Below are 26,786 nucleotides of genomic sequence, written 5' to 3' on the forward strand. Positions count from 1 at the left end.
ACTCGAACGTGCAATTCCTTTAATTAGCCCGGCCGATCGAGCCTACGGTGTGCACTGCTGTTCATCGATGGGCTGCTCCCGCACGATGGCGGCCCGCAATGATCACAAACGGTCGCTTTCCCCGTAATCGTCACTCGGCATGGCGGGCCTCGGCAGACTGCTCCCATCCCGGATACGGGGAGAGGTGCGATCGTGACCAGGCGCGGGCGACGGGCGGGAAAGCTGCCCGCGGAGGCGACGGAGCTGGTCGGGCGGCGGGCCGAGCTGGCGCGGGTCCGCCGGCTGGTCGGGGAGGCCCGGCTGGTGACGCTGACCGGCGTCGGCGGCGTGGGCAAGACGCGGCTGGCGCTGCGGGCCGCGTACGAGGTACAGCCGCAATTCCCGGACGGCGCCTGGTGGGTGGAGCTCTCGGCTGTGCGCCAGGGCCCGCTGCTGGCGCACATCATCGCCGAGGAGCTGCCGCTGGCCGACCAGACGACCCGGCCGATGACCGACGTACTGGCCGAGTACCTCGCCGACCGCGAGCTGCTGCTGATCCTGGACACCTGCGAGCACCTGACCGACGACTGCGCCATGGTCGTCGAGGCGCTGCTGCGGGCCGCACCGAAGCTGCGGGTCCTGGTCACCAGCCGACGCCTTCTGGGCGCGGCCGGCGAGGAAGTGTTCACCGTCGAGCCGCTGCCGGTGCCGGCGGCAAACGGTCCGGGGCCCACCGGGGCGGACGCGGTGGAAGCGGTCGACGGGGCGGAGGCGGTGGCGCTGCTGGCCGCGCGGGCCGCCGAGGCGGTGCCCGGATTCGCGGTCACCGATGCCAACCGGCCCGAGGTGGTGGCCCTGTGCCGGCGGCTGGAAGGACTGCCGCTGGCCATCGAGCTGGCCGCGGCCCGGCTGAGCGAGTGGCCGGTGGCCGACCTGGTGAAGCGGCTGGAGGACCGGTTCGCGGTCCTCGGCGAGACGAACGAGGTGGTGGACGGCGCCGAACCTCCCTGGCACCAGGCCCTGCGCACCGCGATCGGCTGGAGCCACCAGCTGTGCCGCCCGGCCGCCCGCCTGCTGTGGGCCCGGCTCTCGGTCTTCGCCGGCAGCTTCGATGCCGAGGCCGCTCGCCGGGTCTGCGCCGACGCGCACCTCCCGGACGCACAGATCCCGGACCTGCTCACCGCGCTGGTCGACAAGTCCATCCTGATCCGGCAGCCGGCCGGGGACGGGAGGGCGCCGACGCCGGCCGGGCAGCGCTACGGGATGCTGGACACCATCCGCGAATACGGTGCGGGCTGGCTGCGCGGCCTCGGCGAGGAACGTACGCTGCGCCGCCGCCACCGGGAGTACTACCGGGCCCTGGCTCACCGGGCGGATGCCGCCTGGATGGGACCGGACCAGATCGCCTGGCACGACCGGATGGTCGCCGAGCACGCCAACCTCCGCGCCGCCCTCGACGACTGCCTCGCCGAGGGGGACGGCCGGAGCGCGCTGGAACTGGGCGGCGACCTGTGGTTCTTCTGGTTCGCCTGCGGCTTCGCCCGGGACGGCCGGCACTACCTGGGCCGGGCCCTGGCACTCGACACCACCCCCACACCCGTACGCGCGAGAGCCCTGTGGGCCTGCGGCATCGCCGCCATCGCCCAGGGGGACACGGAGACCAGCCTCCGCCTGGCCACCGCCTTCCGCACCGCCACGGCCGGCACCACCGACGGGACCGCGCTGGTCGCCGCTGCCTACCTGGAAGGCGGCAGCCTCACCGTCAGCGGTCACCAGGCACGGGCCGCCGAGGTACTCGACGCCTCACCGCACACCCGGCCGCGCAGCGGGCGCTACGACGCGGCGTGGTTCCTGGCACGCGCGGCCCGGGCCTTCGTCCATGCCCATCTCAGGCAGTTCGCCGACACCGTGGCCGTCGCGGACGACCTGTGCGCCGAGTCCGGCCGGCGCGGCGAGACCTGGGCCCGGGCCTGGGGCGACTACATGCGCGCCCTCGCCACGCTGGGACTGGGACGGCCCGGGGAGGCCATGACCCATGCCCGTACCGCCCTGGACGGCAAGCACCGCCTCAACGACAGCCTCGGCATCGCCATGGCCCTCGACCTGCTCGCGTCCGCCACCGTCGCCTCCGGCCACGCCGAGCAGGCCGCCCGGCTCCTCGGCATCGCCGAGCAGACCTGGCAGACCCTGGGCACCCCCCAGATGGGCATGCCCGAACTCATCGCCGCCCGCGACGCCTGCGAGGCCCGGGCCCGCCGGCTCCTCGGCGACACCGCCTACGAAACCGCCTTCCACACCGGCTACGACACCGCCCCCACCACCGCCATCGCCTACGCCCTCAACACCCCCGCCCCCACCCCACCACCCGCCGAAATCGACTGACGACAGCCCAACGGAGCCCGGCGGCAGCAGCTCCTAGAGGGGGCGCTGCGCACCCTGCTCGCCGTGCGTGAGCGGGTCGGCCCCGGTGGCCTCGCCGCGGGCGGTGGGCAGCGCGTCGAGGTCGCGTACGGCGAAGTCCACGGCGGTCGAGCGCGGCAGCCGCGCCCCCTGGTGGTGCAGGGCCTCGTACCGCTGGTCGCCGAGCGCCTGCCGGGCGACGGCCTCGAACCGGGCGTGCAGTGCCCCCAGCTTCGGGTTGCCGACGAACGGCGCCGCGCCCGCCAGCGCCAACACCTCGTCCGCCGCGCCGAACAGACAGGCCGCGCGGCGGTGCCGGCCCTCCTGTGCAGCCACCCAGGCCAGCAGGCTGAGGGAGGACGCTACGCCGAGCAGGTCGTCGCGCGCGGACTGCAGCTCAACGGCGCGGCGCCCGGCCTGGCCGGCGGCGGTCGTGTCCTCGGAGATCACCTGGGCGATGCCGCGGCAGATGAGGACGAACGCCGTGAAGTAGCTTTCCTCACTGCCGAGCAGGTCGAGCGCCTCGGCGACAGCGGCGAGGACGGCATCGGCGTCGCCCGCACTGGCATGGGCGACGCAGCGACGGATCGCCACCAGGCACATGCCGGAGGCGTCGCCGAGGTCGTGGAAGACCTCGGTCGCCCGGTGCAGCAGGTCCAGGCCCGCGTCGGGCTCGCCGGCGTAGGCCAGCGCCATCCCGCGGCTCATGGCGGCATAGCCGGCCAGTCGGCGATCGCCGAGCCGGTCGGCGACCTCCTGCGCCTCGTCCGCGAACCACCGCGCCGTCGCGTGTTCGCCCCGGTACGTCGCATAGGTGCAGCTCCACGCCAGGGTCGTGAACCGGTCGGCGGACGGCTCGGGTGCGCGCTCGAGCGCCAGATCCATCCAGTGGCCCGCCTCGCGGGGCTGCCCGGCGCAGGTCCAGTACGGCCACATCACCGCCGTCAGCGCCACGGCGTCGGCACCGCCGCTGTCGAGGGTGTAACCGAGGGCGGCGCGCAAGTTCTCCCGTTCGGGGACCAGTCCCCGGTACAGCGGTACCTGCTCGGAAGTGAGGAAGCGGTCGGCGAAGACGCGCAGCCGCGACGCGTAGTGGACGACGTGCCGACGGTGCAGTGCGTCCTCCTCGCCGAGGCCGCGCAGCCAGCCGGCGCCGTACTCGCGGATGGTGTCGAGCATCCGGTAGCGCTCGCCACCCCCGGTCGGCTGCCAGATCAACAGGGACTTGTCGGCCAGCGCATTCAGGAGGTCAGGGATCTCGCTGCCGGGCAGGTGCGCGTCGGCGCACACCCGCATGGCCGCCCCGGCGTCGAAGCCGCCCGCGAAGACCGACAGCCGGGCCCAGAGGAGCCGCTCGGCCGGGGAACACAGCTCGTGACTCCAGCCGATCGCGGTACGCAGCGCCTGATGCCACGGAGGTTCGGCGTCGCTCACCAGCTCGTCGGTGGTGCCGAGGACCGCGTAACGGTCCTCCAGACGCTCGGCCAGCTCGGTCATGGACATCTCGCGCAGCCGGGCGGCGGCCAGCTCGATGGCCAGCGGCAGACCGTCCAGGCGCCGGCACAGACGTACCAGCTCCGGCCGGTTGCTGTCGGTGACGGTGAAGCGGGGGACCACTTCGGCCGCACGGGCGGCCAGGAGGGCGACCGCGTCCGCCTCCTCCACGGCCTCGTGCTCGCTGGTTTCGGGCACGGGGAGCGGCGCGACGGTCAGCAGCCGTTCCTCGGCGATGCCCAGGGGACGGCGACTGGTCACCACGATCCGCAGCCCCGGCGCCGCCGCCAGCAACGCCTCCGCCACCAGCGCGCACTCGTCCACCAGGTGCTCGCAGGTGTCCAGCACCAGCAGCGTCTCGCGCTCCGCCAGATACTCGGCCAGCACATCGATCATCGGACGCGTCGTCTGGTCCGCGAGCGGCAGCGCCTCGGCGATGGTGTGCGCCAGCAGGGAGCCGCCGCGCCGCAGTGGGGAGAGCTCCACCCACCAGGCCCCGTCCCGGAAGGACGGCTGCGCCTCGTACGCGGCCCGCAGCGCCAGCCGCGTCTTGCCCACCCCACCGACCCCGGTCAGGGTCAGCAGCCGCGCCTCGGTGAGCAGCCGGCGGATCTCCACCAGCTCTGTCCGCCGCCCGATCAGCTCCGTCGTCTCCGCAGGCAGGTTCCCCGTGCGCTGCCTCGGCGTGGACACATCACCCTCCGGCCTCTGCGGACCCGCCACCAGGAAATGCAGGACAGCCTGACGGCTCCCGCCACGCGGCGTGACGGCGAGGGGGAAAGCGACCGGACCTGACGCCATGGGACCGAGACGTGCCGGGAACGGCACGTCCTGTGCCCAGCCCTGCACGCGGCTGACGGCGCGGGAGCGATCGCGCCGTGTGGCAACGGCGGGCAGGGCGTGCCCCCACCCGCCGCATCGGCGTGCTCAGCCGCCGTACACCCGGTCCTCCTGGTCGGGCACGACGGTCCCGTCCGGGCGGCGGACCGGCTCGCCCGTGCCGTCCTCCGCGGTGTACGCCGTGCTCGCGCAGGGGTACGTACCGGACTTGCGCGGCAGCGGCTCGATGAACATCGGGTTGATGACCCAGCGCCGGTCGGCGTTGTCGTACGCGCGGCACATCAGCTCGGCCTTGTTGCGGTTGACGGCGAGATGCCCGGCGGTGGCGTCGTTGACGAAGGTGACGTCGGTCTCGGCGTCGCCCGCGCCGAACGCGATGCGGTGCGCCCGGTCCTGCTTCTTCCAGGCGTCGGCGCCCTTGACCTTGAAGATCTCCTGGTTGATCCAGCAGCGCTTGCCGTCGATGTAGGTCAGCACCTCGCCCCGGCCGTCCTTGACGTCGCCGCAGCCCTGCACGCCGGTGGTCAGCCTGCCGTGCTTGACGATGTTGCGGATGCCGATGGTGTGCTCGCGGTCAAAGTCCAGCTCGTCCACCCAGGCCCGCACGATCGGTTCCGCGGACGCGGAGACGACGTACACCTGGAAGCCCGCCTTCCGCAGCGTGCGGATCAGGTCCTTCTGCTGCTCGTAGTAGCGGACGTAGCCGGCCATCTTGTGCGTGCCGACGGTCTGTTCGTGGCCGATGGGCGCGGCGAGGTTCTCGGCCCGGGCCCGCTTGGCGTACTCGGTGAGGGTGGCCGGGCGGATTCCGGCGTACAGCTGGGTGACCCAGACGTACTCGGGAACGGTGCGCCGGTGGTTCCACTCCCCCTCGAAGGCGGTCTTCCCGTCCGAGGTCTTCGCCTCGAGGTAGACATCGAGTATCTCGTCCGTACAGCCGGTGTCCGTGGAGGTCGGCAGCGGCTTGCCGGGGCGCACGGACGTGCCGCATGCCTCGGTGAGGGCCCGGTGGGCGTCGGCCGTCATCCACTTGCTGGTCTCGCGCCAGCTCTTGGGCTGCAGGATCTTGTCGTGCTTGAGCGCCCAGGCGAGCGTGGCATCCGTGATGTCGTTCTTGACGACGGTGTTGTCCCAGTCGAACGCGGCGACGGGACGCTGCCTGTGGTGGCCCGAGCAGGTACCCCGCTCGTCGATCATCTTCTGGAGCTTGGCGCGGTTGTCGCCGTACCAAGCGAGCTTCTTGGAGAGCTGCGGGCAGTCCCCGCTCTGTCCGGAGGCGTCGACTGTCCGGGCAGTCGCCCGTTCCTCCGGTCCGGAGGCCAGAGCGGACGCCGGTCCGCTCACGGCGATGACCGACACAACGGCCAGAGCCAAGCTGATTTTCTTCCCGCGCAAGGGACATGCCTTTCGCCGATGGTTCAGTGGGATGTGCCGCACCGGTGGCCACGAAGGCGCCCCGGCTCACCCGAGGCGCGTGCATCGCTTTCACCAGGGGCGGCCCACTCGGCACAGGTCAACTCAAGCGACGTCGGAAAAGCTGAGCAACGCACCCTCGTCACACTGCGCCATGAACAGGCCGCGGCTTGGCATTCTCCTGCACACCGGGGACACCATTGCCCTGGTCAGCCTGCTCACCGCGCAGCGACCGCAATCGTTCAGGTGACCAGTCCGGTATCACTCCCACCGGTGAACGACGCCCGCTAAACCTGCAACCGAGGTCGCTCTGCCGCTCGATCACCTTGCGGTACTCGACGGTCCTCAGCCGCCCGCGGCGTCCTCGGCCTCCCAGCGCAGCAGGTCGCCCGGCTGGCACTCGAGCGCCTCGCAGAGCGCGGCGAGCGTCGCGAAGCGCACCGCCTTGGCACGGCCGTTCTTGAGTACCGCCAGATTGGCGGGCGTGATCCCCACGCGGTCCGCGAGCTCGCCCACGGACATCTTCCGCCTGGCCAGCATCACGTCGATGTCGACGGCGATCGGCATCAGATCACCTCGTCCAACTCGGCCTGCATCTCCGCCGCTTCGACGTCGCGCGCGACGGCCTGGGCGAGCAGCATCCGCAGTACGAGCACGATGAGCGCGACTCCCAGGATGCCGACGCCGATCCCGCCCATGATGACGGTGACGCCCGGGTCGGCCCGCTGGCCGGGCGCGTTGACGGCGGTGACCGCGAACCACACCAGGGCACCTGCCACGATCGCGCCGATCAGGACATCCACGTACCGGAAGGCGGCATGGGAGAACACGGTCCCGCGTCGCACCATCGTCACCAGCCGCCATACGCAGACCAGGGCCACCTGGACCGCCACCATGCCCAGGAGCGTGATCACGCGCAGCGGGGTCAGCGGCAGCGACCCGTCCTCCGGGTCGTTCCCGCTGACCAACGCCCACGCCATCAATGCCTGTACGAACACGGTGCCGGCGAGCACCACCACGAGCACGGCGCGCAGCGCATGCACTACCAGCTTTCCCATGCCCCATCCTTCCATCGATCCTCGATGGGAATCTATCGAATTTCGATAGGTCGAGCAAGGTGCGAGACCGAGGGCAAGCGGTTCCGGGCCCGAGCGTCAGTTCCGTTCTGTCGCCACCAGTTCGCCGATCAGGCCCTCGACGCGGGACCGGATCTCATCGCGGATCGGCCGTACCGCAGCGAGTCCCTGACCGGCGGGGTCCGCCAGCTGCCAGTCCAGGTAGGTCTTGCCGGGGAAGACCGGGCAGGCGTCGCCGCAGCCCATGGTGATGACCACGTCGGATGCCCGCACGGCGTCCGTGGTGAGGATCTTCGGGGATTCCGCCGTGATGTCGACGCCGGCCTCGGCCATCGCTTCCACCACGGCAGGGTTGACGCGGTCAGCCGGGGCGGAGCCGGCGGAGCGGACTTCGATGCGGTCGCCCGCGAGATGCGTGAGGAACGCGGCGGCCATCTGGGAGCGGCCCGCGTTGTGCACGCAGACGAACAGCACCGACGGTTTCCGGTGATCAGACACGGGCGGAATTCTCCTCAGCGGTGGACGCCTCGACCGATCCGGCGGGGCGGGGGAAGAAGCGGCGGGTCGCCATGGCCACGTACACGAGGCCGATCAGTACGGGCACCTCGATGAGCGGGCCGACGACACCGGCCAGGGCCTGCCCGGAAGTGGCTCCGAAGGTGGCGATGGCCACGGCGATGGCCAGCTCGAAGTTGTTGCCCGCAGCGGTGAACGCGAGGGTCGTCGTGCGCGGATAGTCCAGCCCGACGGCCTTGCCCAGGGCCATGCCGCCGGCCCAGATGACGGCGAAGTACACCAGCAGCGGCAGCGCGATCCGCACCACGTCGACCGGCTTCGAGGTGATCGCGTCGCCCTGGAGCGCGAACAGGACGACGATGGTGAACAGCAGCCCGTACAGGGCGAAGGGGCCAATCCGAGGGATCAGCCGCGACTCGTACCAGGAGCGTCCCTTGGCCTTCTCGCCCAGGCGACGGGTCAGGTACCCCGCGACCAGCGGGATGCCGAGGAAGATCAGCACGCTGCGGGCGATCTCCCACACGCTCACGTCGAGGCCCGTCTGCTCGAGGCCGAGCCAGCCGGGCAGTACGGAGAGGTAGAACCAGCCGAGCGCGGAGAACGCGATCACCTGGAACACGGAGTTCAGCGCGACGAGGACGGCGGCGGCTTCGCGGTCACCGCAGGCCAGGTCGTTCCAGATGATGACCATGGCGATGCAGCGGGCCAGGCCCACGATGATCAGCCCGGTCCGGTACTCCGGCAGGTCCGGAAGGAAGAGCCAGGCGAGCGCGAACATGACCGCCGGGCCGACGATCCAGTTCAGGAGGAGGGACGGGATCAGCAGGCGGCGGTCGCGGGTGACGGTGTCCAGCCGGTCGTAGCGGACCTTGGCGAGGACCGGGTACATCATCACCAGCAGGCCGAGCGCGATCGGCAGCGAGACACCGGTGACGGTCACCTTCGCCAGTGCGTCCCCGAGACCGGGCACGAGGCGGCCCAGCCCGAGGCCCGCGGCCATGGCGGCCAGGATCCACACCGCGAGGTAGCGGTCCAGGAACGACAGCCGGGCCGCCACGGGTGCGGTGGGCGCGGTTTCGGCAGTCATGAGGCGGCCCCGGCTTCGGCGGGCCGCTCGGGCAGCGGCTGACCGGCAGGGCGGGTGAGGAGACCGGCGAGCCGGTCGGTCATCTCCGGCAGCAGCCAGTAGTACACCCACGTCCCGCGACGCTCGCAGTCGATCAGACCGGCCTCGCGCAGCAGCTTGAGATGGTGGGAGATCGTCGGCTGGGACAGGTCGAAAGCCGGCGTCAGATCGCAGACGCACACCTCTCCCCCGGCACGGGACGCGATCATCGACAGCAGCCGCAACCGGATCGGGTCACCCAGGGCCTTGAACACCTTCGCCAGCTCCACGGCCTGGTCCGCGTCCAGCGGGGCGGTCAGCAGGCCCGGACAGCACTCTTCGGTCCGCCCGAGCACCTCAAGCTCTTGTTTCGACATTCCTCTATGTTGACGAACTTCGATTCACGGCGCAAGCTGGCATTGACGAACTTCAATACAGCCCGATCAGGGAGACCGCCATGTCCCGTGTTCAGCTCGCCCTCAACGTCGCCGACCTCGAAGGTTCGGTGGAGTTCTACGCCAAGCTGTTCGGCGTCGAGCCGACCAAGCGCCGCCCCGGATACGCCAACTTCGCGATCACCGAGCCACCGCTGAAGCTCGTCCTGATCGAGGGAGAGGCGGGCCAGGACACCCGCCTGGACCACCTCGGCGTCGAGGTGGAGACCACCGGCCAGGTCACCGCGGCCACCGACCGCCTGAAGGACGCGGGGCTGGCCACCTTCGAGGAGAACGACACCTCCTGCTGCTACGCCCTCCAGGACAAGGTCTGGGTCCACGGCCCCGGCAAAGAGCCCTGGGAGGTCTACGTCGTCAAGGCCGACGCCGACCGGATGGGCAAGAGCGCGGCCCTCGACTCCACCGCGGACGGCTGCTGCACAAGCAGCCCCGCTTCCCTTGAGACGGACCAGGAAGCTCCGGCTTGCGGCTGCGGAAGCTGACCACGCGAGGGCTCACCCAACACCCCTGCACGACAAGCAACAAGCGACAAGCAACAAGCGACATACAGCTGGCCCCGGACACGTACAAGCCGTCCGGGGCCAGCAGGCAGCACGTACAGGGCTGTACTCAGCCCTTCACGCACACCACCTGCTTGAGCTCGGCGACCACCTCGACCAGGTCGCGCTGCTGGTCGATGACCTTTTCGATGGGCTTGTAGGCGCCCGGGATCTCGTCGACCACGCCGGAGTCCTTACGGCACTCCACACCCCGCGTCTGCTCCTCCAGGTCCTTCGTCGAGAAGCGCTTCTTCGCGGCGTTGCGGCTCATCTTCCGGCCCGCGCCGTGCGAGGCCGAGTTGAAGGACTTCTCGTTCCCGAGCCCCTTCACGATGTACGACCCCGTACCCATCGACCCCGGGATGATCCCGTAGTCCCCACTCCCGGCCCGGATCGCGCCCTTACGGGTCACGAGCAGGTCCATGCCGTCGTACCGCTCCTCGGCCACGTAGTTGTGATGGCACGAGATGACCGGTTCAAAGGTCGGGCGGGCCTTCTTGAATTCCTTGCGGACGACGTCCTGGAAGAGGGCCATCATGATCGCGCGGTTGTGCTTGGCGTACTCCTGCGCCCAGAAGAGGTCGTTGCGGTACGCCGCCATCTGCGGGGTGTCCGCGATGAAGACGGCGAGGTCGCGGTCGACCAGGCCCTGGTTGTGCGGCAGCTTCTGGGCCTCGCCGATGTGGAAGTCGGCGAGCTCCTTGCCGATGTTCCGGGAGCCGGAGTGCAGCATCAGCCAGACGGAGTCGTCCGAGTCGAGGCAGAACTCGATGAAGTGGTTGCCCGAACCGAGCGTCCCCATCTGCTTCGTGGCCCGGTCCTGGCGGAACTTGACCGCATCCGCGATGCCGTCGAAGCGGGACCAGAAGTCGTCCCAGCCGGCCGTGGCGTAGCCGTGCAGCCGGCCCGGGTCCACCGGGTCCTCGTGCATTCCGCGGCCGACCGGGATGGCCTGCTCGATCTTGGAGCGGAGGCGGGAGAGGTCGGCGGGGAGGTCGTTCGCCGTCAGGGAGGTCTTGACCGCGGACATGCCGCAGCCGATGTCGACGCCGACCGCCGCCGGGCAGACCGCGCCGTGCATGGCGATGACCGACCCGACCGTGGCGCCCTTGCCGTAATGCACGTCCGGCATCACGGCGAGGCCCTTGATCCACGGCAGCGTGGCGACATTGCGCAGCTGCTGCAGCGCGACGCCCTCGACCGTGGCCGGGTCCGCCCACATCCGGATCGGCACCTGCGCGCCGGGCACTTCCACGTACGACATGACTTCCTCGTTCCCCCGGTGAGATGGACAACAGTGCACAGCGGATGGATAACAGTGCACAGCAAAAGCCATCAGATGACAGCAAAAGGTATGTAACGGCAAAAACGCAAAAGCTGGATAATGCACCCGATCAGCGACAACGGACCGGCGGGTGCGGCGATGCGTGCGGTAGACATTGTGTCCATCAGCCGCTGCTCAGCGGCAACCGGATTTCGTACGGAAGGAGCCGGGGACGGTGCAGCGAAGGTCGTCCGTACGAGGGGCCGCCGTGGCGGCTGCCGTGGCGCTGGCCACCATGCTCACCAGCTGCTCCGGCAGCTCGGACACCGATACGGGGGCCGAGGACGCCAAGGGCGGCGACAGCACGTCGTCGGCGCCGGTCGCCGAGCCGGGCGAGTTCGACTCGCTCCCCGAGCCGTGCGGGCTGCCCGCCCGCAGCACGCTGCGCAGCCTGCTGCCCACCGACGGCACCCCGGAGACCCGCGCGGAGGCCGACAAGATCTACCGCGGCCGGGCCGATGTCACCTTCGACACCGACCGCCGGGTCGGCTGCCACTGGAAGCGGGAGACCTCCGAGGGCACCCGCCACCTGAACATCGACCTGCAGCGCGTGGTCTCGTACGACGGCTCCCTCAGCGACGACGACAAGGCCCAGGAGCTGTACGCGAAGAAGGAGCTCGCGGCCCACATCCCGACCGACGCGTCGAGCACCCCGGCCCACACCCCCACCCCGTCCGCGAGCAAGGACGGCAAGGGCAGCAGCAAGGACCCCAAGAGCAGCAAGGGCACCGGTGACGACAGCGGCAGCCGCCCCGCCGGCGGGAAGGGACCCACCGCCGACCCCTCGGCCGGTACGGCCGGCAGCGCGCAGCGCGACGGCTCCCGAACCGCCGACAGCAGCACGGGAAACACCGCCGGGAACACCGCTGGCGACGCCCCCGGCGACGCCCGGGACGGCGACTCCGGGAAGAGCGCCGGCAGCGGCAACCGCCCCTCGGACACCCGTACGGCCGAAGGCGACACCCCCGGTTCCGCGGGCTCCTCCGGCTCGCCCGACCCCTCCGGCTCCCCCGGTTCCGGCTCCCCCGACGACGCCGCGAGCCTCGCCCCGCGTCCGCTCACCGGCCTCGGCGACGCCGCCTTCCTGGACGACGCGCTGGTCACCGCCGACTCCGGCCTGCACCGTGACGTCACGGTCGTGTTCCGCTCGTCGAATGTGATTGTCACCATCGAGTACGACCAGTGGTCCACCGACAAGTCCGTCCTTCCCGACCGTCGCGAGCTGCAGGAAAAGGCCCGCGCGCTGGCCGCGGAGCTGGCCGCGCACTGGACCGAATGACCGGTTACGGTCGGATTGACCGGTTACCGTCGGCGAGTAACACCACAATTCGGCAACCGGCGCCCGTCCGCCACGTACCGTGCGTCGCAGGGGCCACCCGGGCCCTGCGCGCGGAACGGCCGCTCGCACGACGACGAACAGCGAAGGAACCATGCACCGTTCAGCCAAGCGACTCGCCAGCTACCTCGCCTGCGCAGCCGTACCGGTGATGCTCGTCGCCGGCTGCTCCGACGACTCGGGCAAGGACTCGGGCGGCTCCGCCTCGAAGTCCGCGGCCCCGAGCTCCTCGCCGAAGGTGGCGCCGGGCAAGTTCAAGAAGCTCCCCGACCCCTGCACGGCCATCACGAAGGACCGCGTCAAGAAGATGCTGCCCGCCGTGAAGGACGAGAGCGGTGAGGAGGGGAAGAGCAGCGACACCTCCGCGCACGGCACCTGCACCTGGAGCAGCGAGGAGCGGCAGGGCAAGGGCGGCATCAACGGCACGCAGTTCCGCTGGCTCGCCGTCAACCTGCAGCGTTACGACTCCGACCCCGCGCTGGGCTCCGGCGACAAGCGGGCGACCGGCTTCTACAACAAGCAGGTCGACGCGGCCAAGGGCACCAAGGACGCCAAGAACGTCAAGAGCGAGCCCGCGAAGGGCATCGGCGACGAGGCGACCACGGTGACGTACGACCTGAAGAAGGACGGCAACGACTTCAAGAACCAGACGGTCGTCGCCCGTACCGCCAACGCCGTGGTCACCATCAACTTCAACGGTGCGGGCCTGGCCGGCGCGAAGGCCCCGGACGACAAGGAAATGCTCGCGGACGCGGAAGAGGCCGCGAAGCAGGCCGTCTACGAGATCAACAAGGCGAACAAGTAAGCACATATCCGCACCGCGGGCGTACCACTCGCGTAACGCCTGCCGCCCTCTCCGCACCCGGCTGCACGGGTGTGCCACGCTAGGCGCGCCAGTCAGCCGAGTGCGGGGAGGGATCGCGGGTGGCCGCGATGCGTTTGAGTCGGACGCACCGAATACTGATCGGCGTGGTCGTCGCGGGCGCGCTGGTCATCGCCGCGATCGGCTTCGCCGGGTCGTACTCGGCGGTCCGTGCGCTCGCCGAGAAGAAGGGCTTCGGCTCCTTCTCGTACGTCTTCCCGATCGGCATCGACGCGGGGATCGTCGTCCTCCTGGCGCTGGATCTCCTCCTCACCTGGATCCGCATCCCGTTCCCGCTGCTGCGCCAGACCGCCTGGCTGCTGACGGCCGCGACGATCGCCTTCAACGGCGCGGCGGCCTGGCCCGACCCGCTCGGTGTCGGGATGCACGCGGTGATCCCGGTCCTCTTCGTCGTGGCGGTCGAGGCCGCCCGGCACGCGATCGGCCGGATCGCGGACATCACCGCCGACAAGCACATGGACGGCGTCCGGCTCTCCCGCTGGCTCCTCGCCTTCCCCTCGACGTTCCGGCTGTGGCGCCGCATGAAGCTGTGGGAGCTGCGCTCGTACGAGCAGGTGATCAAGCTGGAGCAGGACCGGCTGGTGTATCAGGCGCGGCTGCGGTCCCGGTACGGGCGCGCGTGGCGGCGCAAGGCACCGGTGGAGTCGCTGATGCCGCTGCGGCTGGCGCGGTACGGCGTGCCGCTCGCGGAAACGGGACCCGCGGGGCTCGCGGCGGCGGGGATCGATGCGGCGGGGGCCGAGCCGGTACGTGAGCCGCAGGGCTCGGTACACCGGACTGAGCTCGACGTGGCGCCCCGGGAGCACCCGACGCCGGTCGAGCGAGTCGTGGCGCCCGCCCCGGCCAGGGAAGAGACCGCCCCCGTCCCTGAAGAGACCGCCCCCCAGCTCACCATCCCCGTCGGCCCCGGCCGCAGCCGTCCCCTCGGCAACGCGGGCGCACCGGTCCCGCTCCCCGAGCAGCGGACGGCGGCCGTACCCGAGCCGGAGTACGTCCCCGAGCCGCCCGTGGCGACGCTGCCCGACGGCCTCTCCCGCGACGAACAGTTCTTCGTCGCGTTCCGCGCGTACCTGGCCGAGAAGAACGACTTCCCGGACCCGCACCAGTTCGCCCGCTACCTGCTCAACACGTACAACGTCACGGGCAAGGACGGTGCCGGCCCACTGAGCGAGAACTATCTCCGGCCGTATCTGCGTGACTTCCGCGCCCGCTTCCGCCAGGAGATGGAGAGCGAGCACATCGCCTGACCACGCGCACGAGCAGGGGCCCGAGCGACGCGCGCCCGAGCCCCTGACGGAGTACGTACCCCTTACGCCCCCAGCAGCTTCCGCACCCGGTCCGCGCCCACGGCGAGGAGCAGCGTGGGCAGGCGCGGGCCGGTCTCGCGGCTGACCAGCAGGCGGTACAGCAGCGCGAAGAACGACCGCTGGGCGGTCTTGATCTCCGGCGGCAGCTCCTTCGCGGTGGCGTCCGCGGAGAAGCCCGCCTGGACCTTCGGCACGCCGTAGACCAGGTGCGTCAGGCCGTCGAGCGACCAGTGCTCGTCCAGGCCGTCCAGCAGCAGCCGGAGCGATTCCTTCGCCTGGTCGTCCAGCGAGCCGAGCAGCTCCGTGTCCGGCTCCGCGCGGACGATGGTGCGCTGGTCGGCCGGGACCTGGCTGGTGATCCACTGCTCGGCGCGGTCCAGCCGGGGCCGGACCTCGTCCAGCGAGGTGACCGGCTTCTCCGGGTCCAGCTCGCTGAGGATGCGCAGCGTCTGCTCGTCGTGGCCGGCCGTGATGTCGGCGACCGAGGCGAGCGTGCGGTACGGGAGCGGGCGCGGCGTCTTCGGCAGCTCGCCCGCCGCGGTCCCGATGGCACGGGTGTACGCCGCCGCGTCGGCCGGCAGCACGGAGCCGTCGGCGACCTTGGCGTCCAGCCGGTCCCACTCGTCGTACAGCCGCTGGATCTCCTGGTCGAAGGCGATCTTGAACGACTGGTTCGGCTTGCGGCGCGCGTACAGCCAGCGCAGCAGCTGCGGCTCCATGATCTGCAGCGCGTCGGCCGGGGTCGGCACCCCGCCCTTCGACGAGGACATCTTGGCCATCCCGCTGATGCCCACGAAGGCGTACATCGGGCCGATCGGCTGCTTGCCGTCGAAGATACCGACGATCTGGCCGCCGACCTGGAACGACGACCCCGGAGACGAGTGGTCGACACCGCTCGGCTCGAAGATCACGCCCTCGTAGGCCCAGCGCATGGGCCAGTCGACCTTCCAGACCAGCTTGCCGCCGTTGAACTCGCTCAGCCGGACCGTCTCGCCGTGCCCGCAGGCGCAGGTGTAGGTGAGCTCGGTCGTGTCGTCGTCGTACGCGGTGACGGTGGTGAGGTCCTTGCCGCAGGCCGTGCAGTACGGCTTGTACGGGAAGTAGCCCGCGCCGCCGCCGCTGCCGTCGTCCTCACCGGCCGCGCCGGAGCCCTCGGCGGCCTCCAGCTCGGCCTCGTCGACCGGCTTCTGCGACTTCTTCGCCGGGGCCTTCTTCGTGCGGTACTGGGCGAGGATCGCGTCGATGTCGCCGCGGTGCTTCATCGCGTGCAGGATCTGCTCGCGGTACACGCCGGAGGTGTACTGCTCGGTCTGGCTGATGCCGTCGTACTCGACGCCGAGCTGCGCGAGCGCGTCGACCATGGCGGCCTTGAAGTGCTCGGCCCAGTTCGCGTACGCCGAGCCCTTGGGGGCCGGGACGCTGGTCAGCGGCTTGCCGATGTGCTCGGCCCAGGAGTCGTCCACACCCTCGACGCCGAAGGGGACCTTGCGGTACCGGTCGTAGTCGTCCCAGGACAGGACGTGGCGCACCTCGTGCCCCCGGCGGCGGATCTCGTCCGCGACCAGGTGCGGGGTCATGACCTCGCGGAGGTTGCCCAGGTGGATCGGGCCGGAGGGGGACAGGCCGGAGGCGACGACGACCGGTTTGCCAGGCGCGCGACGCTCCGACTCGGCGATGACCTCGTCCGCATAGCGGGAGACCCAGTCGGTTGTCTCGGTGCTCTGAGCCACGGTCGGCCCTTCCTCTTGATCCTCTGCGCTTCGCTTGATCGCCTGCGGCCCGCCGTCATGGGCCTGGCCGTTCCATTCTCCCAGATGAAAAATCAATGGAACCGCCGTGGGATACTGACTGGCAAACCCTTTACACCACGGGATTCCAGTCCACTCCAACGGAACGGCAGCACTTCATGGCTTCGGTCCCTTCTCTCGCCGCAACGGTCAATCAGCGCGTCGCGGACGCCCTCTCGGCAGCCCTGCCGGAGGCCGGCGCCGCGGACCCGCTGCTGCGACGTAGCGACCGGGCCGACTTCCAGGCCAACGGGATGCTCGCGCTCGCGAAGAAGCTCAAGGGGAACCCCCGTGAGCTGGCCGGGAAGGTCGTGGAGGGCATCTCGGCGCCCGAGCTGATCAAGGACATCGAGGTCTCGGGCCCCGGCTTCCTCAACATCACGCTCACCGACGAGGCGATCGTGAAGACACTGGCGGCCCGGGCGGCCGACGGCGACCGGCTCGGCGTGCCCCTGAAGGACGAGCCGGGCCTCACGGTCATCGACTACGCGCAGCCGAACGTGGCGAAGGAGATGCACGTCGGCCACCTGCGCTCGGCGGTCATCGGCGACGCGCTGCGCGGCATGCTCGACTTCACCGGCGAGCGGACGGTCGGCCGGCACCACATCGGCGACTGGGGCACCCAGTTCGGCATGCTCATCCAGTACCTGATCGAGCACCCCGGCGAGCTGGCCCCGGCCGACGAGGTCGACGGCGAGCAGGCCATGTCGAACCTGAACCGGGTGTACAAGGCGTCGCGCGCCGTCTTCGACGCGGACGAGGAGTTCAAGGAGCGGGCCCGCAAGCGGGTCGTCGCCCTCCAGTCCGGCGACAAGGAGACCCTGGACCTCTGGCAGCGGTTCGTGGACGAGTCGAAGGTCTACTTCTACTCGGTCTTCGAGAAGCTGGACATGGAGATCCGGGACGACGAGATCGTCGGCGAGTCCGCGTACAACGACATGATGGCCGAGACGGCCCGGCTGCTGGAGGAGTCCGGCGTCGCGGTCCGCTCCGAGGGCGCGCTCGTCGTCTTCTTCGACGACATCAAGGGCAAGGACGACCAGCCGGTCCCGCTGATCGTGCAGAAGGCGGACGGCGGCTTCGGCTACGCGGCGAGCGACCTCTCCGCGATCCGCAACCGCGTCCTCGACCTGCGGGCGACGACGCTGCTGTACGTCGTGGACGTGCGCCAGTCGCTGCACTTCAAGATGGTCTTCGAGACGGCGCGGCGCGCGGGCTGGCTGAACGACGACGTCACCGCGCACAACATGGCCTACGGCACGGTGCTGGGCGCGGACGGCAAGCCGTTCAAGACGCGTGAGGGCGAGACCGTACGCCTGGAGGACCTGCTGGACGAGGCGGTGCAGCGGGCCGCCGAGGTCGTGCGCGAGAAGGCGCAGGACCTCACCGAGGACGAGATCCAGGAGCGGGCCGCCCAGGTCGGCATCGGCGCGGTCAAGTACGCCGACCTCTCCACCTCCCCCAACCGCGACTACAAGTTCGACCTCGACCAGATGGTGTCGCTGAACGGCGACACGTCGGTCTACATCCAGTACGCGCACGCCCGCATCAAGTCCATCCTCCGCAAGGCGGGCGACGCGAAGCCGGCCGCGCACGCGGAGCTGGCGCTCGCCCCGGCCGAGCGGGCGCTGGGCCTGCACCTGGACCAGTTCGGCGAGACGGTCGCGGACGCCGCGGCGGAGTACGCGCCGCACAAGCTGACCGCGTACCTCTACCAGCTCGCGTCCCTCTACACGACCTTCTACGACCAGTGCCCGGTCCTGAAGGCGGACACCCCCGAGCAGGTCGAGAACCGCCTCTTCCTCTGCGACCTCACCGCCCGCACGCTGCACCAGGGCATGGCCCTCCTGGGCATCCGGACGCCCGAGCGCCTCTGACCGCTCCGCGGCACGACGCGACGGTGGCCGTCACCCCTCGGGGTGGCGGCCACCGCTGTGTTCCGGGCGGGCTGCACGGGGCGTACAGGCCGACCGTAGGGTCGGAGGATGAGCAGCGCAGCATTCAGTGAAGCCTTCGTCCGTACCGTCGAGCCGCACGCCGCGTGGGGTGCGCACCAGCTCGAAACGTTCAACGCCTTCCTGCCCTCCGGCGACTGGAGCGCGGATCTCGATCAGTGTCACTATCGGCAGGGCGGCCAGGACCTGCGCATATCGGTCCTCGGCACCTGGGACGTCAGAGACAGCTCATGGCTGTGGGGCTGGGCCAACCCCGGCTTCGGCAACGCTCCCGTCGCCAGGGCGGCCCACGCTCTGCGCCGGTTCGGGCACGAGAACGGCGTCCCCGAGTTCACGCACGAGCTCGTTCCCCTGGGCGGTGCCCCGGACCCGCGCATGGCCGCGGAGACGCTTGCGTTCGGCGCCATGAGCGTGCTGGGCGCGACGGGCTACATCGGCGTACAGGCGAGCCCGGAGGCCCGGCTCTACCTCGTACCGGACGACCCGCAGGTCCCGCGCCATGTACCGGACGCCGTCACCCTTCCCCGCATTCTGATGACCGGCGCGGGCATCTTCGGGAGCTCGGAGCGGCAGGTGGTGACGGGCTACTTCGAGCGCCACGGACTGCCGCAGCAGCCGACGGAGGACGGCATCAGGGTCGGCCTCCCGGACGGCACGCCGGTCAGCATCCGCTTCGACGCCCAGGGCCGCGTCACGGCGATCGACGCCCACTTCGCCACGTCCCCGGCTACGTAGCCGGTGCGACCTCACACCAGACGATCTTGCCGGGGTTCCGGTCGGCGACGCCCCACTTGTCTGCGACGGCCTCGACCAGCAGCAGGCCACGCCCCCGCTCGTCCCCGTCCTCCGCCGGGTCCGCGACGCGCGGGCACCCCGGCCCCGAGTCGTGCACCTCGATCCGTACGAGGGCCTCACCGGCCAGGAGGAGCCGGAGCCGGAACCCGCGCCCCGGCGGTACGCCGTGCCGCACGGCGTTGGTCGCCAGCTCGCTCACACACAGCAATGCGTCCTGCGTACGCGCCTCACCGAAGCCCCAGTCGGCGAGCGCACGGCGCGCGAACTCCCTTGCCGCCGGCACGGATCTGCGCGTACGCGGGTAAAAGCGCTCCCGGAATCCATCCTCATTCACGCCACACAGGTTGCTCTGTGTAACTACGCTGAAGCAGTACGTCAGCCCGTACAGATTCGCTGTACGGGTTCTGCGCGCGTGAGGCACGGAAAATGGTGGGAGTGGGTCCCCATGCAGCCCCGGAATCATCCCAGTCGCCGGAAGAGCGCGACGACGCTGCGCCTCGTAGGCGCCCAACTGGCCCTGTTCCGCCGTCTGTCCGGCCTCACGCAGCGCGAGCTGAGCGACCGCCTGAACGTCGGCGAGGAGACGATCGCGTCGATCGAGCAGGGACGGCGGCCCCTGAAGCCTGATCTTGCCGATCGGATCGACCTGGAACTGGGAACGCGGGGCGTACTGGCGGTGGCCGTCGAGTACATGCCGGAGATCGAGAAGTTCCCGGTGTGGGCAGCGGAGTACATGGATCACGAACGGGAGGCGATCAGCCTCTCCTGGTACGAGATCCTGGTCGTCCCGGGCCTGCTCCAGACCCCGCGATACGCCCAGGCTGTCTTCCGCAGCAGGGTGCCCGTACTCAGCGAGGACGAGATCGAAAAGCAGGTCGCGGCACGCATCGAGCGCCAGGACATCCTGAAGCGGAAGCAGCCGCCCGTGACCAGCTTCGTCATCTCCGAGGCCATGCTGAGGGACCGACTCGGCGGCGACAGCGTCTATGCGGAACAGCTACAGCACTTGCGCAACTGCGCCGATCTGCCCGGGCTGTCCCTCCAGATCATGCCGTTCGGCGTCGATGCCCACGCAGCCCTCGACGGCCCGTTCATCCTCCTGGAGACCCCGGACCACGAGCACCTCGCCTACGCCGAAACGCAACGCGGCAGCCAATTCGTCTCCCATCCGGACGAGGTCAGCATCCTGACAATGAAGTATGCGATGCTGCGGACACAGGCCCTCAACCCCCGAGATAGCAAGGGCCTGTTGGACCAGCTGCTAGGAGATCTATGAACGCCGCACTGAAGTGGTTCAAGTCCAGCTACAGCGGCAGTGAAGGCGGCGCCTGCGTGGAGGTCGCCACCTCCCCCACCACCGTCCACATCCGGGACTCCAAGAACCCCGGCGGGCCACAGCTGGCCGTCAGCCCTGCCGCCTGGTCGGCCTTCACGGCGCGCGTGCGGCGCGCCCCGCGTGGGGCGACACTGGAGGGGTGAGGAGGTGGTGGCGTCATGCGCAAGGTCGCCGATTGCCGGGATTACCCCAGCGAAATGAACTGCACGCTTGTCATTTCCGGCGAGGAGGAAGAGGTCGTCCGTGCCGCCGCTGAGCACGCTGTGTCCGTGCACGGTCACACGGACAGCCTGGAGCTGCGTCGGCAGGTCCGGGAGTCGCTCAAGGACGAGGTGCCGCAGCACGCCTAGGGCTGAGGACTGAATGAACAGAGCCCCCGCGTCCAGGTGGACGGCGGGGGCTCAGCGCTCGGAACTCAGAGGTTGCGCGCGACCTCCGTCGCCCAGTACGTCAGGATGTTCTGCGCACCCGCGCGCTTGATGCCGGTCAGGGCCTCCAGGATCGCCGCGTCGCGGTCGATCCAGCCCTTTTCCGCGGCGGCTTCGATCATCGCGTACTCGCCGGAGATCTGGTACGCCGCGACCGGGACGTCGACGGACTCCGCGACATCCCGGACGATGTCGAGGTACGGCATGGCCGGCTTGACCATGACCATGTCCGCGCCCTCTTCGAGGTCGAGGGCCAGCTCGCGCAGGGACTCGCGGGCGTTGGCGCCGTCCTGCTGGTACGTCTTGCGGTCGCCCTTCAGCGACGAACCCACCGCTTCGCGGAAGGGGCCGTAGAAGGCCGAGGCGTACTTCGCGGTGTAGGCGAGGATCGAGACGTCCTCGTGGCCCGCGCCGTCGAGCGCCTCGCGGATCACCCGGACCTGGCCGTCCATCATGCCGCTGGGGCCGACCGTGTGGACGCCCGCCTCGGCCTGGACGCGGGCCATCTCCGCGTACCGCTCCAGCGTGGCGTCGTTGTCCACCCGGCCGTCCGGCGTCAGGACGCCACAGTGGCCGTGGTCGGTGAACTCGTCCAGGCAGAGGTCGGACATGATGACCAGGTCGTCGCCGACCTCGGCACGCACGTCGCGGATCGCGACCTGGAGGATGCCGTCGGGGTCCGTGCCCGCCGTGCCCGCCGCGTCCTTCTTGGAGTCCTCGGGGACGCCGAAGAGCATGATCCCGGAGACGCCCGCGGAGACGGCGTCGACGGCCGCCTTCCGCAGGGTGTCACGGGTGTGCTGGACGACGCCCGGCATCGAGCCGATCGGCACCGGCTCGGAGATCCCCTCGCGGACGAACGCGGGAAGGATCAGGTCCGCCGGGTGGAGCCGGGTCTCGGCGACCATGCGGCGCATGGCCGGGGTGGTGCGCAGCCGGCGGGGCCGCGCACCAGGGAAACGTCCGTACGTACTGCTCAACTGCGAGCCCTCCTGCGCGATCCGGGCCGGCGCTCGCTCGGACGGGTGACCGGGTCACCGGCCTCGATCGCGGCGGCGCGCCGGGCCGTACCGAAGTCCGCGAGCGCTTCGGCCAACTTGTGCACCGAGGGCTCGGGCGACATGACGTCCACGCGCAGCCCGTGCTCCTCGGCGGTCTTCGCGGTGGCCGGGCCGATACAGGCGATCACGGTCACGTTGTGCGGCTTGCCGGCGATGCCGACGAGGTTCCGCACCGTCGAAGACGAGGTGAAAAGTACCGCGTCGAAGCCGCCGCCCTTGATCGCCTCGCGGGTCGTGGCGGGCGGGGGCGACGCACGAACGGTGCGGTAGGCGGTGACGTCGTCCACCTCCCAGCCGAGCTCGATCAGCCCGGCGACGAGGGTCTCCGTGGCGATGTCGGCACGGGGGAGGAAGACGCGGTCGATCGGGTCGAAGACCGGGTCGTACGGCGGCCAGTCCTCCAGGAGGCCCGCCGCGGACTGCTCCCCGGAAGGAACGAGATCCGGCTTCACGCCGAAGGCGATCAGCGCCTTGGCGGTCTGCTCGCCGACGGCCGCGACCTTGATGCCCGCGAAGGCGCGCGCGTCCAGGCCGTACTCCTCGAACTTCTCGCGGACGGCCTTCACCGCGTTGACCGAGGTGAAGGCGATCCACTCGTACCGCCCGGTGACCAGGCCCTTGACCGCGCGCTCCATCTGCTGGGGCGTACGCGGCGGCTCGACGGCGATCGTCGGGACCTCGTGCGGCACCGCGCCGTACGAGACGAGCTGGTCGGAGAGCGAGGCGGCCTGCTCCTTCGTCCGCGGCACGAGCACCTTCCAGCCGAACAGCGGCTTGGACTCGAACCAGGAGAGCTGGTCCCGCTGCGCGGCGGCGCTGCGCTCGCCGACCACGGCTATGACCGGCTGGCCGCCGTCCGCCGAGGGCAGCACCTTGGCGGCCTTCAGCGTCTGCGCGATGGTGCCCAGGGTGGCGGTCCAGGTGCGCTGCTTGGTGGTCGTACCGGCGATCGTGACGGTCAGCGGGGTGTCGGGCTTGCGGCCCGCCGCGACCAGCTCGCCGGCGGCCGCGGCCACCGAGTCGAGGGTGGTGGAGACGACCGCGGTCGCGTCGCTCGCGCCGACCTCGGACCAGCAGCGGTCGTCGGCCGTACGGGCGTCCACGAAGCGGACGTCGGTGCCCTGCGCGTCGCGCAGCGGCACACCGGCGTAGGCCGGCACGCCGACCGCTGCCGCGATGCCCGGCACGACCTCGAAGCCGATGCCCTCGGAGGCGCAGGCCAGCATCTCCTCGGCCACATTGGCGTCCAGGCCGGGGTCTCCGGACACGGCACGCACGACCCGCTTGCCGGTGCGCGCGGCCCCCATGACAAGATTGGTCGTGTCCCGAAGCGTGGGGACATCGGCGGGGATTGACGCCTCGTCAGCTGAAGCCTGCAGCGGTGTGTCCACGTTCGCCCGGGCATGCGTGCGGACGACGTCGAGCACCTGCGGGTCCGCGATCAGCACGTCCGCGTGGGACAGCGCCTCTACGGCGCGCAGCGTGAGCAGACCCGGATCTCCCGGCCCGGCACCGAGGAAGGTGACCTGGCCGACGGCGGGGTGGTTAGGGGCGGTGGGGTTCAAAGTGCTCGCTCCCCCATAAGACCGGCCGCACCCTTGGCGAGCATCTCGGCGGCGAGCTCACGGCCCATGGTCGCCGGTACAGAAACGTCGTCGCGGGAGGTGGGTACGTGTCCGGTGGTGGACAGCTGCACCAGCGCGCTGCCGTCGGTCGTGCCGACGACGCCACGCAGGCGCATTTCGGTGACAGCCCGTTCGCCGGCCTGGAAATCGGCCAGCGCACCCACAGGTGCGGAGCAGCCGGCCTCCAGGGCGGCGAGCAGGGAACGCTCGGCGGTCACGGCGGCCCGGGTGAACGGGTCGTCGAGCTCGGCGAGCCGGGCGGCGAGGTGCTCATTGGTCGCGGCACACTCCACCGCAAGCGCCCCTTGGCCGGGGGCGGGCAAAACTGTGTCCGGCGAGAGGAGCTCCGTCGCCTCGCCGATGCGGCCGAGACGGTTGAGCCCGGCAGCGGCCAGTACGACCGCGTCCAGCTCGCCCTTCTCGACGTAACCGATGCGGGTGTCGATGTTCCCGCGGATCGGCACGGTCTCGATACGACGGCCCAGCGTCCGCGCCCAGGCGTTCAGCTGCGCCATGCGGCGCGGCGAGCCGGTACCGACCCGTGCGCCGTCGGGCAGCTGCTCGAACGTGAGGCCGTCGCGGGCTATCAGCGCGTCCCGCGGGTCCTCGCGGACCGGGATCGCCGCGAGGGTCAGGCCCTCGGGCTGCGCGGTCGGCAGGTCCTTGAGCGAGTGGACGGCGAAGTCGATCTCGCCGCCGAGCAGCGCGTCGCGCAGCGCCGAGACGAAGACGCCCGTACCGCCGATCTGCGCCAGGTGCTCGCGCGAGACATCGCCGTACGTGGTGATCTCCACCAGCTCGACGGGCCGCCCGGTGACCTGGCGGACCGCCTCGGCGACGAGTCCGGACTGGGCCATGGCGAGTTTGCTGCGCCGTGTCCCGAGTCGCAATGCGTGGTGCGTCATGAGCGCTGCTCCCGTGCTGTGTCGTGCCTGTCCGCGCGCGTGTCGGCCCGGCTGACGGCGGCGACCGTCTGGGGGTCGAGATCGAAGAGCTTGGTCAGCGCGTCGGCGTACCCGGCACCGCCGGGCTCGCTGGCGAGCTGCTTGACCCGCACGGTGGGCGCGTGCAGAAGCTTGTCGACGACCCGGCGCACGGTCTGGTTGATCTCCGCGCGCTGCTTGTCGTCCAGGTCCGGGAGGCGGCCGTCCAGCCGCGCGATCTCGGCGGCGACCACGTCGGCGGCCATGGTGCGCAGGGCCACCACGGTCGGCGTGATCGTCGCAGCGCGCTGGGCCGCGCCGAAGGCCGCGACCTCCTCGGACACGATGGTGCGTACCTGGTCCACGTCGGACGCCATGGGGGCGTCGGCGGACGCGTCGGCCAGCGACTCGATGTCGACGAGGTGGACGCCCGCGATCCGGTGGGCCGCGCCGTCGATGTCGCGCGGCATCGCCAGGTCGAGCAGGGCCAGTTCCCGGTCCTCGCGGCCCTTCGCGGCCGCCGCGACCGCCTCGCCGGTGAGGACGAGTCCGGTCGCCCCCGTACACGAGATCGCGATGTCGGCGGCGGCCAGCTCGGCCGGTACCTCGGACATCGGGACGGCGCGCGCGGTGAGGCCGTTGGCACGCCCGGGGCTGCCCGGCTCCGTGAGGATCTCGGTCAGCCGCTCGGCGCGCTCCAGGGTGCGGTTGGCGACGGCCAGTTCGGTCACGCCCGCGCGCGCCAGGGTGGCGGCCGCGAGCGAGGACATCGAGCCCGCACCGATGACCAGGGCCCGCTTGCCGCGGGCCCAGGCGTCCACGCCCGGGGCACCGAGCGGGGCCGTGGCGTCCGGTACGGCGTCGTCGGTGAGGACGCAGTGCGCGTCGTGACCGCCGGCCGCGCCCGCGAGCTGCTCCAGGCCGAAGGTGACCAGGGACTGGCCGGCCTTGTCGATGCCGGTCTCGCTGTGCGCGCGCTTGCCGACCCGCAGGGCCTGCTGGAACAGGTCGTTCAGCAGCCGCCCGGCGGTGTGCTGGTCCTGCGCGAGGGCGAGCGCGTCCTTGATCTGGCCGAGGATCTGGCCCTCGCCGACGACCATGGAGTCCAGGCCGCAGGCCACGGACAGCAGGTGGTGGACGGCGCGGTCCTCGTAGTGGACGTAGAGGTACGGCGTGAGCTCGTCCAGGCTGACGCCGCTGTGCTGGGCGAGCAGCGTGGACAGCTCGGCCACACCGGCGTGGAACTTGTCCACGTCGGCGTAGAGCTCGATGCGGTTGCAGGTCGAGAGCACGGCCGACTCGGCGGCCGGCTCGGCCGACACGACGTCCTGCAGCAGCTTGCCGCGGGAGTCGGGGGCCAGCGCGGCCCGCTCCAGGATGCTGACCGGTGCACTGCGATGCGAAAGGCCGACAACAAGGAGACTCATGCCGGCATCACGGCGGGCACGTCCCCGTCAGGTCCCTTGCGGTCGGAGTCATCGGCGGGCGCCGGGCGCACCGGCGTGGTCGCGGGCTGCGCCGCGTCCTGGCTGCTGGCCTCCTCGCCGGCCTTCCGCTGCTCGTGGAAGGCGAGGATCTGCAGCTCTATCGACAGGTCGACCTTGCGCACGTCGACCCCTTCGGGGACGGACAGCACGGTCGGCGCGAAGTTCAGGATGGAGGTGACGCCGGCGGCGACGAGGCGGTCGCAGACCTGCTGGGCGGCGCCCGCGGGGGTCGCGATCACGCCGATCGAGACGCCGTTGTCGGTGATGATCTTCTCGAGCTCATCGGTGTGCTGGACGGCGATGCCCGCGACGGGCTTGCCGGCCATCGCCGGGTCGGCGTCGATCAGGGCCGCGACGCGGAAGCCGCGGGAGGCGAAGCCGCCGTAGTTGGCGAGCGCGGCGCCGAGGTTACCGATACCGACGATCACAACCGGCCAGTCCTGCGTGAGGCCGAGCTCCCGCGAGATCTGGTAGACGAGGTACTCCACGTCGTAGCCCACGCCGCGGGTGCCGTAGGAGCCCAGGTACGAGAAGTCCTTGCGCAGCTTGGCAGAATTGACCCCCGCCGCTGCGGCCAGTTCCTCGGAGGAGACCGTGGGGACCGAACGCTCCGAGAGCGCGGTCAGTGCACGCAGATACAGCGGAAGCCGGGCGACGGTGGCCTCGGGGATCCCTCGGCTTCGGGTCGCCGGTCGGTGAGTTCGGCCAGTTGCCACGGTGCT

Annotated in this window: 25 protein-coding genes; 10 read left to right on the top strand and 15 right to left on the bottom strand. The window is 70.7% G+C overall.

Features of this window, described 5'->3' with window-relative positions; all coding sequences use genetic code 11:
• Positions 1-192: 192 nt before the first annotated feature.
• Positions 193-2,361, top strand: coding sequence for an ATP-binding protein (locus tag ACIGXO_RS20290; protein WP_399788352.1), 2,169 nt, complete (start codon positions 193-195; stop codon positions 2,359-2,361).
• 33 nt (positions 2,362-2,394) lie between these two features.
• Here ACIGXO_RS20290 and ACIGXO_RS20295 read toward each other — a convergent pair whose 3' ends face one another.
• The 7 genes from ACIGXO_RS20295 to ACIGXO_RS20325 all read right to left on the bottom strand — a co-directional run bounded on the left by ACIGXO_RS20295 (position 2,395) and on the right by ACIGXO_RS20325 (position 9,200).
• Positions 2,395-4,566, bottom strand: coding sequence for an ATP-binding protein (locus tag ACIGXO_RS20295; RefSeq protein WP_399788355.1), 2,172 nt, complete (start codon positions 4,564-4,566; stop codon positions 2,395-2,397).
• Between the two features lie 234 nt (positions 4,567-4,800).
• Positions 4,801-6,087: a haloacid dehalogenase-like hydrolase gene (locus tag ACIGXO_RS20300; RefSeq protein ID WP_399788358.1), complete on the bottom strand. Its 1,287-nt coding sequence runs from the start codon at positions 6,085-6,087 to the stop codon at positions 4,801-4,803.
• A 384-nt stretch (positions 6,088-6,471) separates the two neighbouring features.
• Entirely contained in the window at positions 6,472-6,693 is a 222-nt protein-coding gene (locus tag ACIGXO_RS20305; protein ID WP_399788361.1) for a helix-turn-helix domain-containing protein, read from the bottom strand.
• Complete coding sequence (locus tag ACIGXO_RS20310; RefSeq protein ID WP_399788364.1) at positions 6,693-7,184, bottom strand: DUF2975 domain-containing protein; 492 nt, start codon at positions 7,182-7,184, stop codon at positions 6,693-6,695. Before ACIGXO_RS20310 ends, ACIGXO_RS20305 begins: the two co-directional genes overlap by 1 nt.
• Before the next feature lie 96 nt (positions 7,185-7,280).
• Positions 7,281-7,637, bottom strand: a complete 357-nt coding sequence (locus ACIGXO_RS20315) for an arsenate reductase ArsC (RefSeq protein WP_399788522.1) — start codon at positions 7,635-7,637, stop codon at positions 7,281-7,283.
• A 55-nt stretch (positions 7,638-7,692) separates the two neighbouring features.
• Positions 7,693-8,805 (bottom strand): ACR3 family arsenite efflux transporter, encoded by a 1,113-nt coding sequence (arsB, locus tag ACIGXO_RS20320; protein WP_399788367.1) that lies wholly within the window; start codon positions 8,803-8,805, stop codon positions 7,693-7,695.
• Positions 8,802-9,200: an ArsR/SmtB family transcription factor gene (locus ACIGXO_RS20325; protein ID WP_399788370.1), complete on the bottom strand. Its 399-nt coding sequence runs from the start codon at positions 9,198-9,200 to the stop codon at positions 8,802-8,804. The genes arsB and ACIGXO_RS20325 overlap by 4 nt, the downstream gene beginning before the upstream one ends.
• Positions 9,201-9,280: 80 nt before the next feature.
• Here ACIGXO_RS20325 and ACIGXO_RS20330 point away from each other — a divergent pair, with 80 nt between their 5' ends.
• Entirely contained in the window at positions 9,281-9,760 is a 480-nt protein-coding gene (locus tag ACIGXO_RS20330; protein ID WP_399788373.1) for an ArsI/CadI family heavy metal resistance metalloenzyme, read from the top strand.
• Positions 9,761-9,887: 127 nt separating this feature from the next.
• Here the strand turns inward: ACIGXO_RS20330 and ACIGXO_RS20335 are convergent, their stop codons facing one another.
• Positions 9,888-11,081, bottom strand: a complete 1,194-nt coding sequence (locus ACIGXO_RS20335) for an RtcB family protein (protein ID WP_399788376.1) — start codon at positions 11,079-11,081, stop codon at positions 9,888-9,890.
• A gap of 268 nt (positions 11,082-11,349) precedes the next feature.
• Here ACIGXO_RS20335 and ACIGXO_RS20340 point away from each other — a divergent pair, with 268 nt between their 5' ends.
• The 3 genes from ACIGXO_RS20340 to ACIGXO_RS20350 all read left to right on the top strand — a co-directional run bounded on the left by ACIGXO_RS20340 (position 11,350) and on the right by ACIGXO_RS20350 (position 14,607).
• Positions 11,350-12,420, top strand: a complete 1,071-nt coding sequence (locus ACIGXO_RS20340) for a hypothetical protein (protein ID WP_399788379.1) — start codon at positions 11,350-11,352, stop codon at positions 12,418-12,420.
• Positions 12,421-12,571: 151 nt separating this feature from the next.
• Positions 12,572-13,282: a DUF3558 family protein gene (locus ACIGXO_RS20345; protein WP_399788382.1), complete on the top strand. Its 711-nt coding sequence runs from the start codon at positions 12,572-12,574 to the stop codon at positions 13,280-13,282.
• Between the two features lie 128 nt (positions 13,283-13,410).
• Positions 13,411-14,607: a DUF2637 domain-containing protein gene (locus tag ACIGXO_RS20350; RefSeq protein ID WP_399788385.1), complete on the top strand. Its 1,197-nt coding sequence runs from the start codon at positions 13,411-13,413 to the stop codon at positions 14,605-14,607.
• A 62-nt stretch (positions 14,608-14,669) separates the two neighbouring features.
• Here ACIGXO_RS20350 and lysS read toward each other — a convergent pair whose 3' ends face one another.
• Positions 14,670-16,436 (bottom strand): lysine--tRNA ligase, encoded by a 1,767-nt coding sequence (gene lysS / locus ACIGXO_RS20355; RefSeq protein ID WP_399788525.1) that lies wholly within the window; start codon positions 16,434-16,436, stop codon positions 14,670-14,672.
• Positions 16,437-16,573: 137 nt separating this feature from the next.
• On the opposite strand from lysS, the gene argS reads away from it, so the two are divergent.
• On the top strand, positions 16,574-18,331 hold the full coding sequence (gene argS, locus ACIGXO_RS20360; protein ID WP_399788388.1) for an arginine--tRNA ligase: 1,758 nt from the start codon (positions 16,574-16,576) through the stop codon (positions 18,329-18,331).
• A gap of 108 nt (positions 18,332-18,439) precedes the next feature.
• Positions 18,440-19,144 carry a DUF6882 domain-containing protein gene (locus ACIGXO_RS20365; protein ID WP_399788392.1) on the top strand — a complete coding sequence of 235 codons (705 nt, stop codon included), beginning with the start codon at positions 18,440-18,442 and terminating at the stop codon, positions 19,142-19,144.
• Here ACIGXO_RS20365 and ACIGXO_RS20370 read toward each other — a convergent pair.
• Positions 19,137-19,487, bottom strand: coding sequence for an ATP-binding protein (locus ACIGXO_RS20370; RefSeq protein WP_399788395.1), 351 nt, complete (start codon positions 19,485-19,487; stop codon positions 19,137-19,139). The genes ACIGXO_RS20365 and ACIGXO_RS20370 overlap by 8 nt on opposite strands.
• Positions 19,488-19,649: 162 nt before the next feature.
• On the opposite strand from ACIGXO_RS20370, the gene ACIGXO_RS20375 reads away from it, so the two are divergent.
• Genes ACIGXO_RS20375 through ACIGXO_RS20385 form a run of 3 tightly spaced genes read left to right on the top strand, consistent with a single transcriptional unit; the run spans position 19,650 to position 20,890 of the window.
• Positions 19,650-20,480 carry a helix-turn-helix domain-containing protein gene (locus ACIGXO_RS20375; RefSeq protein ID WP_399788397.1) on the top strand — a complete coding sequence of 277 codons (831 nt, stop codon included), beginning with the start codon at positions 19,650-19,652 and terminating at the stop codon, positions 20,478-20,480.
• Positions 20,477-20,683 (top strand): DUF397 domain-containing protein, encoded by a 207-nt coding sequence (locus ACIGXO_RS20380; RefSeq protein WP_399788399.1) that lies wholly within the window; start codon positions 20,477-20,479, stop codon positions 20,681-20,683. Before ACIGXO_RS20375 ends, ACIGXO_RS20380 begins: the two co-directional genes overlap by 4 nt.
• 15 nt (positions 20,684-20,698) lie before the next feature.
• Complete coding sequence (locus ACIGXO_RS20385) at positions 20,699-20,890, top strand: DUF1059 domain-containing protein (RefSeq protein ID WP_399788402.1); 192 nt, start codon at positions 20,699-20,701, stop codon at positions 20,888-20,890.
• Positions 20,891-20,955: 65 nt separating this feature from the next.
• Here ACIGXO_RS20385 and hemB read toward each other — a convergent pair whose 3' ends face one another.
• The 5 genes from hemB to ACIGXO_RS20410 are packed head-to-tail and all read right to left on the bottom strand — an operon-like array spanning position 20,956 to position 26,780.
• Positions 20,956-21,948 carry a porphobilinogen synthase gene (gene hemB, locus ACIGXO_RS20390; protein ID WP_399788405.1) on the bottom strand — a complete coding sequence of 331 codons (993 nt, stop codon included), beginning with the start codon at positions 21,946-21,948 and terminating at the stop codon, positions 20,956-20,958.
• On the bottom strand, positions 21,945-23,594 hold the full coding sequence (locus ACIGXO_RS20395) for a uroporphyrinogen-III synthase (protein WP_399788408.1): 1,650 nt from the start codon (positions 23,592-23,594) through the stop codon (positions 21,945-21,947). The genes hemB and ACIGXO_RS20395 overlap by 4 nt, the downstream gene beginning before the upstream one ends.
• Positions 23,591-24,559, bottom strand: a complete 969-nt coding sequence (gene hemC, locus ACIGXO_RS20400) for a hydroxymethylbilane synthase (RefSeq protein ID WP_399788411.1) — start codon at positions 24,557-24,559, stop codon at positions 23,591-23,593. Before hemC ends, ACIGXO_RS20395 begins: the two co-directional genes overlap by 4 nt.
• Positions 24,556-26,004 (bottom strand): glutamyl-tRNA reductase, encoded by a 1,449-nt coding sequence (locus ACIGXO_RS20405; protein WP_399788414.1) that lies wholly within the window; start codon positions 26,002-26,004, stop codon positions 24,556-24,558. Before ACIGXO_RS20405 ends, hemC begins: the two co-directional genes overlap by 4 nt.
• Positions 26,001-26,780, bottom strand: coding sequence for a redox-sensing transcriptional repressor Rex (locus ACIGXO_RS20410; protein ID WP_223736026.1), 780 nt, complete (start codon positions 26,778-26,780; stop codon positions 26,001-26,003). The genes ACIGXO_RS20405 and ACIGXO_RS20410 overlap by 4 nt, the downstream gene beginning before the upstream one ends.
• Positions 26,781-26,786 lie beyond the last annotated feature (6 nt).

Source organism: Streptomyces sp. NPDC053542, from assembly GCF_044544685.1.
GTDB lineage: Bacteria > Actinomycetota > Actinomycetes > Streptomycetales > Streptomycetaceae > Streptomyces.

Coding starts and splice junctions, on each gene's coding strand:
- ACIGXO_RS20305 (WP_399788361.1), bottom strand. CDS start 6,693: ATGCCGATCGCCGTCGACATCGACGTGATGCTGGCCAGGCGGAAGATG.
- ACIGXO_RS20310 (WP_399788364.1), bottom strand. CDS start 7,184: ATGGGAAAGCTGGTAGTGCATGCGCTGCGCGCCGTGCTCGTGGTGGTG.
- ACIGXO_RS20315 (WP_399788522.1), bottom strand. CDS start 7,637: ATGGCCGCCGCGTTCCTCACGCATCTCGCGGGCGACCGCATCGAAGTC.
- arsB (WP_399788367.1), bottom strand. CDS start 8,805: ATGACTGCCGAAACCGCGCCCACCGCACCCGTGGCGGCCCGGCTGTCG.
- ACIGXO_RS20325 (WP_399788370.1), bottom strand. CDS start 9,200: ATGTCGAAACAAGAGCTTGAGGTGCTCGGGCGGACCGAAGAGTGCTGT.
- ACIGXO_RS20330 (WP_399788373.1), top strand. CDS start 9,281: ATGTCCCGTGTTCAGCTCGCCCTCAACGTCGCCGACCTCGAAGGTTCG.
- ACIGXO_RS20335 (WP_399788376.1), bottom strand. CDS start 11,081: ATGTCGTACGTGGAAGTGCCCGGCGCGCAGGTGCCGATCCGGATGTGG.
- ACIGXO_RS20345 (WP_399788382.1), top strand. CDS start 12,572: ATGCACCGTTCAGCCAAGCGACTCGCCAGCTACCTCGCCTGCGCAGCC.
- ACIGXO_RS20350 (WP_399788385.1), top strand. CDS start 13,411: ATGCGTTTGAGTCGGACGCACCGAATACTGATCGGCGTGGTCGTCGCG.
- argS (WP_399788388.1), top strand. CDS start 16,574: ATGGCTTCGGTCCCTTCTCTCGCCGCAACGGTCAATCAGCGCGTCGCG.
- ACIGXO_RS20365 (WP_399788392.1), top strand. CDS start 18,440: ATGAGCAGCGCAGCATTCAGTGAAGCCTTCGTCCGTACCGTCGAGCCG.
- ACIGXO_RS20375 (WP_399788397.1), top strand. CDS start 19,650: ATGCAGCCCCGGAATCATCCCAGTCGCCGGAAGAGCGCGACGACGCTG.
- ACIGXO_RS20380 (WP_399788399.1), top strand. CDS start 20,477: ATGAACGCCGCACTGAAGTGGTTCAAGTCCAGCTACAGCGGCAGTGAA.
- ACIGXO_RS20385 (WP_399788402.1), top strand. CDS start 20,699: ATGCGCAAGGTCGCCGATTGCCGGGATTACCCCAGCGAAATGAACTGC.
- hemC (WP_399788411.1), bottom strand. CDS start 24,559: ATGACGCACCACGCATTGCGACTCGGGACACGGCGCAGCAAACTCGCC.
- ACIGXO_RS20405 (WP_399788414.1), bottom strand. CDS start 26,004: ATGAGTCTCCTTGTTGTCGGCCTTTCGCATCGCAGTGCACCGGTCAGC.